This is a genomic window from Desulfopila sp. IMCC35008 (assembly GCF_010646885.2).
Classification (GTDB): domain Bacteria; phylum Desulfobacterota; class Desulfobulbia; order Desulfobulbales; family Desulfocapsaceae; genus Desulfopila.
The window spans coordinates 5,873,399-5,887,810 of sequence record NZ_CP050700.1; the positions used below are offsets into that span (position 1 = coordinate 5,873,399).

A 14,412-nucleotide genomic window follows, 5' to 3' on the forward strand; every position below is an offset into this window, starting at 1 on the left:
CTAAAACCAGCAGGGTTTCTTAACAGTACTATGATTCCATTGTGATAGCAGTATAACAAAACGTATCAGGCCGGTTGTTGCTTCCGGCCTGATACATAATTTCGGAAGATGAAGGCCACACAGAAAAAAATGGCAGCGGCCGCAGTCACCTGGCTGAGGGCAACAATATCCAGCGGAGTTACATGAAAAACAGTGCATAAAGGGGTGTACATAATGACTCCCTGGATCAGGATCGAGAATATGACGGACAGCCACAGCAAACCATTGGTGCAGAGCGGCACATCATAATTCCCCCGGATAACGAAGACCAGAATCATTTCATAAAGTACCACGTAATTGAAGACCATGGTCTGAGCGCGTTCGAGAACCATCCCCTGGCCACTGTTTCCTCCAGAGAAATGAAACAAGGCAAGGCCTATCAGTGCCCCGGATACTCCACTGCCGATGAGAAGCCGGAGGCGGTGGCGTGGCAGAAGTCCTTCCTCGGGAGATAATGGGGGTCTCTTCATGATGCCTTTCCCGTATGGATCGATACTGTAGGCGAGGGCCGGAGCACCATCGGTGATCAGGTTAATCCAGAGCAGTAGCAGGGCGGTCAATGGCAGGTTGAAACCGAGAAGGACGGCGAGAAAGATAATCAATACCTCCATCAGATTTCCGGAGAGGAGCAGCATGATCGATTTCTGAATGTTCTCATAAATTCCCCTGCCTTCCTCCACTGCGTCGACGATGGAGGTGAAAGAGTCGTCAAGCAGTACAAAATCCGATGATTCCCGGGCCACATCGGTGCCGCTTCCCACGGCTATCCCGATATCCGCCCCTTTCAGGGCCGGGGCATCGTTGACCCCGTCGCCAGTCATGGCCACTCTATGACCGTGTGTTTTAAGAGCATGAACTATTTGTTGTTTGTGTTCGGGAACCACACGGGCAAAGATTGCGGTTTCTGTAAGGGCGTGAGCCAGTTCGCTCTCATCCATATGGTCAAGCTCGCTGCCGGTAACAGCTTTACCATGAATTCCAATCTGGTTTCCGATAGCGATCGCTGTTTCCCGATGATCCCCGGTTATCATAATTACCCGGACCCCGGCCTCCCCTGCTCTCCTGACTGATTCTGCGACATCATCTCTAGGAGGGTCTGCCATGGCAAGAAGGCCAACGAATGCCAGGTTCGTCTCGGTGTCCCCGTTATGTCCCTCATGTTCCCTGCAGGCAAAGCCCATAGTCCTCATTGCACGTGAACTCAATCTGTGAATGGCGTCTTTGATCTGCTCCCGGCAAGATGATGTCATGACTTGAACGCTGCCGTTGCAGACGATCCTGGTACACCGGTTCAGTAGGTTATCCGGCGCGCCTTTGGTGTAGAGCACTGTTTCATTGCCCTCTTCAATAACGACGCTCATGCATTTTCTCTGCGGGTCGAAAGGCAGCTCAGACAAACGCTTGGCCTGGTAATCAACACCTGCTGTCTCTGCCGCTTCAAGGAGCGCTGTTTCAGTGGGATTGCCGCCAGTTGTGGTTCCGTGTTCGGTGAGGGTGCTATTGTTGCAAACGCCGGCAATCCTGAGCAGCAGGGAAATGTCTGGGTTTTTCTTGACTTTCGCCCGAATATCATCTTCATCGAGGTCGAGTTCCTGATTTGGGGTCCAGGCGGTTTTAACCGTCATCCTGTTCTTGGTCAGGGTGCCTGTCTTGTCAGAACAGATTACATCACAACAGCCAAGAGTCTCGACGGAGGTCAGTCGGCGTACCAGGACATTCTTTTTAAGGAGTTTTCCCGTGCCGATTGACAAGGCTATTGTCACCACTGCTGGTAAGGCGGTAGGTACCGCGGCAACAGCCAGGCTGATGGCAATAAAAGCAAATTCAAGGAAGGCGTCCGAAGCAAGGCCACCGGCGAGCAACCATTTTCTCCCTGCGGAGAGACAGAAAACCAGCACGCATATAATGATGATGGCGATGCTGAGATTCCGGCCGAATCTGTCAAGTCTCACCTGCAACGGGGTCATTTCTTTTTCGACCCCTGCGACCAGCTCAGTGATCCTGCCGATTTCTGTCTGCATGCCGCAGGCAGTAACTATGGCAAGGCCTCTGCCGGCAGCAATTGAGGTGGAGGAGAACAGCATGTTCGTCTGTTCGGCGATCATTGCGGGGTGGCTCAGCGTTTCAACCTGTTTAGGAACAGGTTCGCTTTCGCCGGTCAGGACCGATTCTTCAGCAGAAATCCCCATCGACTCGATGAGTCTGCAGTCCGCTGCGACCTTGTCCCCGGTTTCCAGCTGGATGATGTCCCCACAAACAAGCTCCTCCGCGTTGAGAAGAGAAATGACGCCATCGCGCTTGACCCTGGCGCTTTGTTTCATCATGTTTTTGAGTGCTTCGAGGGATCGATTCGCTTTGAATTCCTGGTAAAAACCAATACAGCCATTCATTATGAGGATGATCAGAATGACTGTTGAGTCGCCGTATTCTCCTATAATGAGAGAAAAGAGCACAGCAAAGAGCAGAAGATAGATAATTGCGTTGTTAAATTGGTTGAGAAGGATTTTCCAGGCGGGTGTGGGCGGTTGAATTGCAAGCCTGTTCAGGCCGTTCGCTGCCTGTCTACGTTCCGCCTCGGGTGATGAAAGTCCTGCCCTTGATGAGTTCAGCCGGTTGAAGATTTCGTCAACCGATTGAGTGCAGTCGCTGATCATATCAACCGTAAAGGTTCTAATTTGTCAGGATGAATAGGCTCATGTTTCACATGTTTAATGGTATCGAACGTATGCAAAAAAACAAGGGACAAAAAGGGGGATTTGGGGGGAGAGGTGTCCTGCTGACAGAATGGAACAGAGCAAGAGACGGGAGTGAGTATTCACCGGGTGGGAGGAAATGCCTCAACTCCCTTCCCTTGTCTCTGTATCCGTGGGGTGCTTCTATATGTGAATAGCTGATGCTATGCTTGTTTACTAGCAAAGGGTATACCAATCTGTCTCAGATCGCATCTCAAGCTATTTTATTCATTTAATATCGAATTGTTGGCTATCATTCGGCTGTAAGAAGTCGGCGGATGCACAACTTGGAGGGCGGGAAGGGGCTCCGTTGTTGCGCACCCGGTTACAATAGGTGCACACCGGTGATGTTGGCCTTTACCGGTAGCTCTTCCGGCAAACCGAATATGCGACATATCCAACCAGAGTAAAGTAAAGAATTGGTTATAACCCTTCGAGGTGCGCGGCGGATACAAAAATCTTTTTTGCGTACTCTTCAACGATCCAGGTAACCGGGGTCCCTTTGGGAACGACAAAAGAGTCGCCCGCATTATATACATGAGTCGGGCCGTTTTTTTCCACAACCTTGACACTGCCTTCAACAATATAGCAGAATTCAAGTTTCGGGTGGTTATGCTCCCAACTGCCTGCGGTGCAATCCCAGATACCGGATTTGAAGTTACCGCTGCTGTGCTCGAAGTAAGTCCAGTTGTTGGCATGTGGGTCTCCCGATTTTGGGTTGACCTTCGGAGCTGATTTGTGGGATATAACTTCAGATTTTCCAATGTTTACGATTTTTCCTTCAGACATGTTTTTTCCTTATATGTATTGTTGCATGAGGTTGCAGGAGGATATTGAGCTGAAGACCGGGGGCAGACCTCAGGTCCGCCCCGGACTCCTTAAGTTATGGCTTCTTCGAATCTGTCGGGTCGGTAGTCTTCTATCGATAATTCCGGTTCCTGGCCGAGCACCAGCTGGGAGACCAACCGGCCCATGATCGGGGCAAGCTGGAAGCCATGGGCGGAAAAACCGCAGACATGGAACAGGCCGGGAACCTTGGTTGAGGCACCGACTACCGGTACCTTGTCTTTGAGGCACCCCTCAAAGGCGGTCCAGCAACGCATCATCTGCGCGTCGCGGAGTTTTGGAAGGATTTCGACCATGATCCTGGAGGCTTGGGCCATCTGCATTGGGTCAACCCATATTTTTTCCCTCTCGAGGTCGAGTGGTGAGCGGTAACCGCCGCCGACAACTATGGTACCGTTCTGGTAGGCCATCAGGCCAAGCAGCCTTCCTGTGAGGCCCAGGGAAGTTCCGTTCATTAACCCAGGCACGCGGTCAGTTACCATCATGGTCGGAGCCACGGCAAAAACAGGCAGCGGATCGCCCAGCATCTCAGAAAATCTACCTGCCCAGGCACCGGTACCGTTAATCAGGCATTCTCCTTCATAGACTTTACCGGCACTTGTCTTAACCTTAAAGCCGGAAGAGGTGGCTTGGGCTTCAATAATCCGGGTATGACAGAGCAGTGTCACTCCCTCCCGTTCTGCGGTTGCGGCATACGCTTTTGAAGTGAGCATCGGATTGGCAAGGCCGTCTGTGTAGCAGGCGAGCCCACCTACCACGTGTTCAGCCACCGATGGGGACATGCGGAACACCTCTTCCCGGTCCACAACAACTTCGTGGTCGTAGCCCATGCTTTTCAGCTTCGCCTCACGCGTGACCAGAACCTCCATCTCCTCATCGTTTTCAGCAAGGCGCAGCCGGGGAGAAACGAAGAATCCGCAGTCGGAACCCACGGTTTTAGAGTGATGATCCCACATCTTTCGAGATTCAACAGCATGGGGGATTTCACGGACATCCCTGCCCTGGCATCGAACGCCGCCTGAGTTATTGCCGGAGGCGTGGCGACCGGGAATATCTTTTTCAAAGATAATGACCCGTTTACCTTTCCGGGCAAGCTCAATGGCCGTGGCACAACCCATGATACCACCACCTGCAATCAGTACATCAGCTTTCATGGGATCCTCCCAGTGTTGCATTCGCCAGTTCCTGCAGGCTGACCGGTTTAATGGGCGGTCTCAGCCGGTGTGGCCGGGCGTCTTGCGGTGCTATTTTGGCTCCGCTGACAATGAGTTCATTGACTGCCGAGGTGCACATCCTTCCCTGGCAGGGTCCCATGCCACAGCGTATTATGGCCTTTATCTCGTTGTGGTCGGTTAGGCCATCCTCGACGAGATCGCGTATCCTGCCGGCGGTGACACTTTCGCAGCGGCAGACGATGGTGTCGTCTGCCATTGTGTACAGGTCTTTGCGCGGGGCATACATGGCATCGATAAACGGACGCGGGTAGAGTTCCTTTTTCAGGGCTTCCCGTACAGGCGCAGCCTGTTTGTCATATTCCGGTTTGCTTACCCGGTTCATTTCAAGGGCGATGGCAAGCCCTGCCAGTCGACCTTTGTATTCGGCTGATTTGGCACCGTGGACGAAACCACCGTCACCGGCAACAAAAACCCTTGGCAGGTTGGTGCACCCATCTTCGCTTACTTCAGGGTGCCAGAAGCGCTGGACGGGATTCCATTCATGATCGCATCCGACTTGTCTCAGCAGCGAGGTGTTGGGGATGATACCTTCGCTTACCAGCAGGGTGGAGACGGAGTAGGAAAGCTCTCTTGAACCGCAGGTAAAACGCACTTCGGTCAGTTTATCCTCACCGATAGCCTGCAACCCCTTGACGTTCATGAAAACGGGTACCTTGGCTTTCATGGCATTTTTCCGGACCCCGGCAATCATTTTCACGCCTTTCATCATGTAACCGAATCGTTTCATGGCAGCCGGCATGTGTTTCATGGCCGTCACAGTCTGGGCTATCGGTGTGGTATCGCAGATTGCGGCAACAGGTGCTTCAAGGGCCAAAAGATGCTCGGCAACAAGCCAGACAAGCGGGCCGCTTCCCGCGACTACCAGTGGCTCAGCCGGGACAAGGCCGGAGTCCTTGAACAGGTTGGACATACCGCCGCAGGTCATGACACCTGGCAGGGTCCAGCCCGGAAACGGCACGGGACGTTCCATGGCACCGGTGGCGATCACCAGGTAATCCGCATGTAATTTACCTGAAGCACCACCTCTCGAAAGGCAGACATCGCCATTTTCATCAGCCTGCCAGACGCGGGAACCTGGGTAATACTCCGCTGGTGATTCGGTAAAGGCACAGACAAGATCTCTGCCTTCGCTGTAATCCGGTCCCAGGAGTGTGTGTTGGTCGGCAGAGGCGTTGCCGATATTGCGGTAGATCTGACCGCCCGGTCCGGCTTGCTCATCAAGTACCGCGATCTCAAGCCCTTTTCTTGCAAGTTCAGCACCGCAGGCAAGGCCCGCTGGTCCTGCTCCTATTACTATGGTGTCATATTTATTTTTCATGGTTTCAATTACTTCCCGGACTGTGCTGCCGTTTAACCCGCATCCCGTCGTATACCGGTTCCAGACATGCCTGACGGTTCTTTTGCCCGTCGATTTCGACCAGACACTCGAAGCAGACCCCCATCAGGCAGTAGGGTGCCCGTGTATCGTTTTCCGCGGCTGATCTGCAGAAATGGTTGTCGTCGTGACCCAGAAGGGCGGCTGCCACAGTAACTCCTGAAGGTACCGTGCAATTCTCACCCTCGAATGTGACGGTGACCGTCTCTTGATTTGCAGACGGAGTACTCCAGACAAATTTGCTGTTGGTGTTACTCATTACAATTCCATTCGTAATTGCTGATAATTAGACGCGGTACGGTTGTTCCCACATCACGAGATCCTGGCCAAGTCCTTTTTCCACGGCGTTTTCATACATCACCATGGCCCAGCCGATATCCTGGAGAATCATGCCGTTGGAGATAAAATAGCGTCGCTTGTCGCTGGCCTTATCGATGGTGGCCAGGCCAGCGGCGATTTTGCCCAGGTCGTTTATATCGCTTTCCCTGATCTCACCGCTGTCAACCAGGCTATGGAGTTGGATATGCGGGATGGTGCGCTCGTCTTCGGGCAGCATCAATCCTTCTATCTTGTAGGTCTTTTGCATTTCCCAGCCATCGGGTACGACGTAGGCTTCTTTGAGGTAATTCTTTTCGACATTGGCACGACCAGGCAGGGTGAGGAGGGATCCTTCCTTTAACCATTCATCCTTGAAAAGTGGGGTGTGGTCGCCGGAGATGGCTGAGGTGATAATGTCCTGTCCAATGACTGCATCTTCGAAGCGGTTGACAATGGTGACATCGATATTGAGCTGTTCGCCCATCTCCTCGCAGAAAATGCGTGATGCCTCTTTGTTAATGTCGAATACCGTGACCTTCTTGAGTGAGGGGACAGCCTTGACGATTGCGCTGGTGCTGAACTTGCTGATAGGACCGGCAGCGATAACACCCAGAGTCTCACTGTCTTCGCGGGCCAGGTAACGTGCGCTTAAGCCGACAACTGCTCCTGTGCGCATGCCGCTCAGGATGTTGGCTTCCATGACCGCCAGGGGACTTGCGGTTTCGGCGTCATTCAGGGTCATGGTAAGGATGGACCGAGGCAGCCCGTGTTTTTGAGGGTTATTGACATTCGATCCGTACCACTTATTCCCGCAGACCTTAAAGCGCCCCCCCAGATAACCGGGCAGTGACATGAACCTCTGGTCAGGACCGCCCTTGGGCATGCCCTCAAATTTCGGTTCCTTAGGGAACCATATACGCTGGCCATGTGAGTTACGGGTCGAGCCGCCCATGACGTAATCACCTTTGCCGAGCAGGGTGAAAACTTCATCCATGGTATCGATACAGCGTTCCATATCGGTGACGCCGGCAGCAATCATGTCCTGTTGGGAGAGAAACTTCATGACAAGTCTGGAAGATGACATAGTGTACCTCACTGTGATAGGAGCAATTGTGTTTCTATCGGAAACGGGCTTTATGTGACAAGATAGAGATGTATGATATATCAGACTTCAGATATTTGTCAATAACAGATGTAAAAACCTGTAGACAGGCATTTTTTTATACTTGTAATGCTGCATGTTGGTCCATTATTCTATAATGACCAGGGCATTGTTGATCGTAGGGATTTCAATGTGTCCTGTCTTGAGATTGTCGTATGATGGTCCAGATGTGAAATGGTTATATGGCTGATGGAAATCGAGTATTATGGTGCAAGAAGATCCCAAGGCCTGGGAGTATGAAGGGAATCCCAGGGATAATTTTACCACCTTCGATAATCGTGATATTCCGGCGGGAAAACCGGCTGATTCAAGAGGGATTTTTCGGCATCTGGTTATCCGCAAAGGGTTAATCCTTATTTTCCTTGGATTGGTGGGTTGTATATTTCTACTCGGCCACCAGTGGCCGTATAAATACCCTTACTTTACTGTTTCGTTTCTGCAGTCTGTTATGCACGATTATTTTCCGCGAATGGGGAATGGTAACAGTGCGTATGAAGAAGCTGGGCCACCGGCTGTTGCTGTAGACAGGGAACAAACTGATGGAGGACCGATACATCGTGAATATAATGAGGCTGATATTGAGCAGGCCAAGCGGGAGGTCCTGCTTCAACGAAGGGTTGAGTTGAATAGGCAGCGGGTGTTGAACAAGGTGGAACGTAATGAGCCACCGGTTGCGACAAAAACAGAAGAGGCAGCAGTTCCCCGATACAGGTATGAAATCGAGTTGTTCAGCGGGAGCAGAATTTTTACCGATAACGCGGTTATGTCAAAAGATACAGTGTCCTTTGAAGATTCAGGCGGTCTCTGGGTCTCCATAGATAAGAATGAAGTAAAGAAGATGACGCGCACCAGGATTGGAGCCGGTACTCCTTAATCCAGGTTTGTCTTGTTGTGGTAAATGTAGGAAACTGCGAAGGGAAAAATGAGGTTATGGGCCAACCGAACGAGGTGTTTGAGAAAACCTACACGCATTATCTATCCTTGCTGGCTGACGCGGATCTGGGTGGGATAGCCCTGCGACTCGGTATACCGTTTGATGATGGTGAAATGACGATTATGCTGTCAGGCGAGGGCTACCGTGTTTCAAAAGGGGGGATCAGGAGTTGTGATGGCAAAAGGGCGGGATTTGCCCAGAGTATTGTCCTCTTTAAATATCTGCTGATGCTGCCGGATGAAATCCCTGAACCGTCGGGTTGGGTCGCCTACCATACCTTTAAGGATGCGCAACCTTTACGGCAGAACTATTCACTCCAGACCAATGCCAGGATTGCTGAATATTTTTCCGGAAAACTCGTTGAACTGGAGTTGGCGGGTAAAAGGTTGGGAGGAGAGATTGTTGCGGATGACGCCTCTTTCGATGTCTCCATGCAGTTTACACTCTTACCGAAAATCCCCCTCTTTTTACGATTCAACGATGCGGATGAAGATTTCGAATCCGAGTGTACCACTTTGTTTGACCAGACGATCGAATCTTACCTGGATATGGAGTCGGTGAGTATTCTCGGCTCCCTTTTTGCACACAAGTTAACGAGGGACACCGGGGCAACAGCAGATGATAACTAATCTGCCATATAAAGTTATATTTCCACTCCTGGGAGCATTGCTCCTCCCACTCCTGGCGGGTGCCATCCTGACCAGGACAGGATCTTTTCTCACGCCCCAGGCCTACCTGCTTCCCCTGCTGGTTGGCGGGACATTCGGTTTCTTGCTTGGTTATCTCCAGGACAGGTACCGAAAAGCCTTGATCAATCTCAAGGAGTTGAATACGGTTTTGCAGGAAGAGATGCGGGAAAAAGAACGAAGCGAAGTCCGTCATGCGGCTCTTTTTGAGAAAAATCACAGCATCATGTTGCTCATAGATCCTGGTTCCGGTGCTGTTGTCGATGCCAATTCGGCAGCTTGTGATTTTTACGGATATACACGGGATGAAATACGCAAGATTACAATTTCTGAGATTAATACCTTGTCAGAAGCTGCGGTGAAACTTGAGATAGTCCGGGCGCAAGAAGAGAAAAGGAAGCAGTTCCTCTTCAAGCACCGCCTGGCCTCAGGTGAGATCCGTGAGGTGGAGGTCTACTCCGGCCCGATTGATATAGATGACAACCAATACCTGTTGTATGTTATAAATGATATTACTGAATTGAAATTGCTTCGCGGTATTATTCCTATTTGTTCCAAATGCAAGCAAATTAGAGATGATAAGGGGTATTGGAGCCAGGTCGAATCATATATATCCCACCACTCGGAGGCGGATTTCAGCCACTCCATATGCCCTCAATGTGCCGAGGAACTCTATCCGGAGGTATTCGACCAGGAGCAGGATGGATAATTCTACCCTGCCTTCCTTTCTCATTCGGGCCGATCATCTTTTGTGATTGTGCTTGTCTGCTGAGCAGGCTCAGACTTCTTTTTCCGTTTCAGACCAATGGTGGTTTGTTTCCAACCACTCTCGACTGTAAAGCAGTGCCACCCCCACTTGACCCATTTCAGCAGGTTGAATGCCAGCCACAGTGCCCAGGTGAGCATGGTGATGCGGTAGGCCAACATTGGGATAGAGACAACCATCGGTTGCGGCAGGGCAGTTTCAACAACCCGATCCTGGTACCAGCGCAACAGGAAGCTAGATGAATTGTTACCGGCAATCAGCATATCCGGATGGCCGAGCAAGCCGTTCCTGATGGCGAAAATCAGGGCACCGATGGTGATAAGAGTGAGAGCGACAAGCACTACCTGGGCGAGGTTAAACCATGCCCCATTCAGCAGGTTCCCTTTCTCTGCACGGATCTTAAGAGCCACAAACCAACCGACAATAACCAGACAGGGAATAAGGCCACTCTGGCAGAGGCCGAAACCGAGGATAAACCAGTGGTAGCTCCTGAGTGGCGTGATTTTGAGATAACCCAGGATGATTGAGGCGATCAGGATAATAAGCAGCTCGCTGTAAAAAAGAATGGCTGGACCTATCCGCGGGCCTTTGACAAACCATACCCAACGTTTGCCGATGCGGATTTCGATAGTACCATTGACACTTTCACTGCCCAGATCGATTTCGGGTACCTCGAAGACGGTGGAAATGCCTTCCGGGGTCTGCCAGGTGATTTCAATGTGCTGGCTACCGGGAGTAAGCGGTACAATGACCGTACGCTCATTTTTAACTGGCTGCTCCCGGCCGTTGATTTTTACTGATTGGATAGTTGCGTTTTCAGGGATAATGACCTGCTGCTGGTCTCCTCGTGTGGAGCGGATGGTCAAGGCGAGCTGCATGGCGGTGGACCTGAGACCCGGACTGATTTGCAGCAGGCTTGAATCGATGGTCTTGGTGGTTCCCGGAACACCTTTGGGCCTGGTGATATCCAGGCTTAGCTTCTCGCCGGGCCATGGGCGCCATTCAGGTCGCCAGGCACCACCTTTTGAATGATGATGGATAGGGGCAAAGCCATCTGCTTCCACGTGCCAGATTGGGCTGGCGTCAAGTCGCCATATTTCATACCACTCTGTTGTTTCAGGGGCTTCCAGAAGTATCCGGGATTTTTTTTCAAAGACAGAGCTCCATCGCTTCTGCTTCTGGTTGGTGGCAAAACCAACCTTCACACCATAGTCATCCACCTCATATTCGGGGTTGGTAACGGATTCACCCTCAAGAAGGGGGACGGTCAGAAAAACGGAGGTGCCAACGGGTGAGAGCCGGGTGATGACAGTTTCCACCCGCCATTGCAGGCCGAGATGCAGGATCCGTTCGACCTGCATAAGCGGTGGCAGGGTTGAGGTTTCGAAATCTTCTGAGTTTTGCAGATTGTCACTTTTGATAAACTGGAGTTGACCACCCGGAACATTGTTGATATCAAGCCCTTCCACAGACCACTCGTTACTGCCGTCAAACGTTGCAGTATGTGGCGTAACTGGCAGCATAAGCTGCAAATCTGTCGCGTTCAGCAGACCGGTCATCCGCAAGGTGTGACGTCCGGCATTCAAGGGGACCCAGAGGTTGTTATTGTTTTCGAGAACAGGGATACGTACCTTGTCCAGGGTGATTCCCCGCCAGAAAATACCTTCTCCCTGCGGGAGCCGGACGGCGGATTCAATGATGCTGTTCGCTTGAATGGTAAGTGTGATTTTTGAACCTTTGAGAACAATCTGCATCGATTCGAGATCTGCACAGTCCGGGAAACATTTATCAGGCTCCAGCATTCGGGTGCGGAGGGTTTGCAATAACTCACTATCCGGATATTGGGAGCAGTATCCGAAGGGTACTGAGGCGGTGGTCAGGAGCAGCAGAAAGACGGCAGCAGCAGTTGTAACCCGGGCCTTTGATGTTGGTTGGACTGGAGTACTTGTTTTCTTTTCACGGTCGAACATAAAAAATGCCAGTAGGAAAATGGCCATCACCTTCAGAACCGTGAGTACCAGGTTGATAATTGGTGAGATCATGATGAGTTCCAGCATCAACTCTTTCTCCACCGGACCGTTCCATGTGAGAGGTATGACCCGCCATTTTTTATCCGGCACACCGGGACCGGCCTGAACTTTAGACTGGGTATCATACTGTTGTTCCAGCCGCTTTGGGGCCAGGTTTTCGATGTCAGCAGGTACACTGCGCTTTGACAGTACCTTTCCGGCGTACTGGCCGACAGCTTCGGGAATGGCGTCGTCTTCCATGACCGTGGTGTAGGACATCTCGCTTTGCTGATCCACGGGAGGTGAATACGGCTGGTAGACTCTTTCAAGTTGAGGGAAAAAGCCGATGCGCAACTGTTCAACGGAGTAGGGGAGCACGATAATGACTAAGCCGATGAGGAGTGCGACCCTGGCTCTTTTAAAGAGAATTATAAATCGAGAGTCCGGAACAGCCTTGATAATACCGATGCAACCAAGGAGGGCCAGCCATAAGTAGACTGGTGCCTCGGGATCATGATAGGAGAGTGTCAGGCCGATCAGTGCAAGCGTTCCCGGTATAAAACCGAGGAGCTTAAAGGTGGAGATGACGATGATAAGAACAATAAAGCAGTCGAGTAACGTCCATCGCGACAGCCAGGTCCTGGCGGTGTCAACACCGGTAGCGTGAAGCAGCTTCCAGCCGGGAGGCAGGATAAGTTGGGCCGAGAGGTTCTGGATGGATTGTCCCCAGCCGCCAGCTGGTAAAAGCATGGTGCCTTCAAGCCTGCTGACCGCCATCCCGTTTATCTGTCCCTGCCGAACTTCGACTCCCGCAGGTTCACCCACGGACAGGCGGGTGATAAGCTGATCCTGGCCGTTGATAACCATCCGGCCAAGTTCTGCCGGTTCCTGCATTTCAAGTCTTGGTTGCCGGTGAACGGTGCCTGATATTGCATCCTGGATGGTTATCCCTGAGCCGTCGCTGTCAAGCCAGAGTGTACGGTGCAGGGTGAGCTGGTTCGGGGGCGGTTCAGGATTACCTCGTTTTATGGTTTCAAAAACCATGGACTGCCCTTTTTTCATGAGGTACGCCGGAAAGGTGTGCCACTCGCCAGGGATGGTTGTTCGGCTGGGGTCGACGGCTGTAGCATCTCCCTTGATCTTGACCATGCGCAGCTGGTTGTGTGCTTCAAAGCTCCAGTATTCTGTATCAGGTCCCAGCTCGGATTTATCGAAACGAAGGGTCTCTACCTCTCTGCGGAGGCGTGATTCATACAGAATGGTGAAATTCCCGGGCCGGGCCTGCATATGCATGAGTCCATCGGTCCCGATCTTGACCGGCAGGTTGCTGTGAAGGCGAATCGGGATCTGGTTCTCCGGTAGCTGCCAGTCGATTTGTATTTCGCGTGGTTTACCTGAGACCTGGAGTTCAATACGACTGGTCACCATCATCGGGATGGTATCCCTGATAAGACGATAGACCTGAGTATGGATGGTATCTTGCTGTTGATCCTTGTTGTCTGATTGGCGTGAAAGCCACAGGGTATTACCCGTGATGTCGGCTGAGTGCTCATCCCCATTCAGGGTAAATGGACTGATGAGAGCCGTCCCGCTGGGAATACGGATCGACTCCGGGAGTGATTGCCAGGTAAAACTGCCTCTGACGGTGTAGTTTCCAGGTTTGTCGATATAGATTGCAGGCATCCCCTGTTTATTGACAAGCAAAGCCGCCTTATTGTTCATCTTTACCTTTTGTGGCCAGTATTTTTCCTGGCCCGGAAGTAGTATCCACCCCTCTTTTTTCATCCGCCATTTCTGTTTAAATGTGCCTCCGGTTGACTGCAGCTTGAGTTCCAGCGGTTCAGGCCAGACGCAAAATCTGTCTTTACCGTTACGTGAGGAGGTGCAGAGTCGTTCTTCCTGACCATGTAATACCCAGGGCACCCAGGGCTGTAGCTGCTCGGGAATGGTGGGTGCGGAACCATGGGCGCTGGGAGAATAGAAGACGATGAAAAGGAGCGACAGCCAGTAAAGCTTTTTACTGATATCAGCCATGTAGGCCTCCCGACAAGGGTGAAAGAGCATGTTGGTAAGAATGTCGATTTATTATAGCCTGTTATGTTCAAAATTAAAGGACAAAGAAAGTCTGCATCACATGGTTCCTGGCCGTGAGATACCTGGGAGTGCTAAAATGTAACAATCTTACAATTATGGTTGGGTTTCGACACGGGAGCAGAGAGCGAGTTGGCCGGTCAGTCGGTTGTGATTTTGAAATTAATACTTATTTCATTGACTTATGGTGGTGGTTTCCGTCTGGCATTGTTTGTGCTT

General features: G+C 51.4%; 10 protein-coding genes. 3 read left to right on the plus strand and 7 right to left on the minus strand.

Annotated features, from left to right (window positions below):
• Positions 1-65 precede the first annotated feature (65 nt).
• The 6 genes from GA520_RS25195 to GA520_RS25220 all read right to left on the minus strand — a co-directional run bounded on the left by GA520_RS25195 (position 66) and on the right by GA520_RS25220 (position 7,629).
• Positions 66-2,693, minus strand: coding sequence for a cation-translocating P-type ATPase (locus tag GA520_RS25195; protein WP_163336167.1), 2,628 nt, complete (start codon positions 2,691-2,693; stop codon positions 66-68).
• Positions 2,694-3,194: 501 nt separating this feature from the next.
• Positions 3,195-3,560, minus strand: coding sequence for a cupin domain-containing protein (locus GA520_RS25200; RefSeq protein WP_163336168.1), 366 nt, complete (start codon positions 3,558-3,560; stop codon positions 3,195-3,197).
• Positions 3,561-3,649: 89 nt separating this feature from the next.
• A complete protein-coding gene (locus GA520_RS25205) occupies positions 3,650-4,771 on the minus strand; it encodes an FAD-binding oxidoreductase (RefSeq protein WP_163336169.1) in 1,122 nt (373 codons plus the stop codon).
• Positions 4,761-6,170 carry an NAD(P)/FAD-dependent oxidoreductase gene (locus GA520_RS25210; protein ID WP_163336170.1) on the minus strand — a complete coding sequence of 470 codons (1,410 nt, stop codon included), beginning with the start codon at positions 6,168-6,170 and terminating at the stop codon, positions 4,761-4,763. Before GA520_RS25210 ends, GA520_RS25205 begins: the two co-directional genes overlap by 11 nt.
• 4 nt (positions 6,171-6,174) lie before the next feature.
• Positions 6,175-6,486 carry a (2Fe-2S)-binding protein gene (locus GA520_RS25215; protein WP_163336171.1) on the minus strand — a complete coding sequence of 104 codons (312 nt, stop codon included), beginning with the start codon at positions 6,484-6,486 and terminating at the stop codon, positions 6,175-6,177.
• A 27-nt stretch (positions 6,487-6,513) separates the two neighbouring features.
• Entirely contained in the window at positions 6,514-7,629 is a 1,116-nt protein-coding gene (locus GA520_RS25220; RefSeq protein ID WP_163336172.1) for a tyramine oxidase subunit B, read from the minus strand.
• A 283-nt stretch (positions 7,630-7,912) separates the two neighbouring features.
• Between GA520_RS25220 and GA520_RS25225 the strand changes: the two genes are divergently transcribed.
• From GA520_RS25225 to GA520_RS25235, 3 genes are read left to right on the plus strand one after another with little or no spacing between them, the layout of a single operon-like run.
• Positions 7,913-8,581, plus strand: a complete 669-nt coding sequence (locus tag GA520_RS25225; protein WP_163336173.1) for a hypothetical protein — start codon at positions 7,913-7,915, stop codon at positions 8,579-8,581.
• Between the two features lie 56 nt (positions 8,582-8,637).
• Positions 8,638-9,270: a DUF3786 domain-containing protein gene (locus GA520_RS25230; protein ID WP_163336174.1), complete on the plus strand. Its 633-nt coding sequence runs from the start codon at positions 8,638-8,640 to the stop codon at positions 9,268-9,270.
• Positions 9,260-10,036: a PAS domain S-box protein gene (locus GA520_RS25235; protein WP_163336175.1), complete on the plus strand. Its 777-nt coding sequence runs from the start codon at positions 9,260-9,262 to the stop codon at positions 10,034-10,036. The genes GA520_RS25230 and GA520_RS25235 overlap by 11 nt, the downstream gene beginning before the upstream one ends.
• Positions 10,037-10,056: 20 nt before the next feature.
• On the opposite strand, the gene GA520_RS25240 is transcribed toward GA520_RS25235, so the two are convergent.
• Entirely contained in the window at positions 10,057-14,136 is a 4,080-nt protein-coding gene (locus GA520_RS25240; protein WP_163336176.1) for a hypothetical protein, read from the minus strand.
• Between the last annotated feature and the right edge of the window lie 276 nt (positions 14,137-14,412).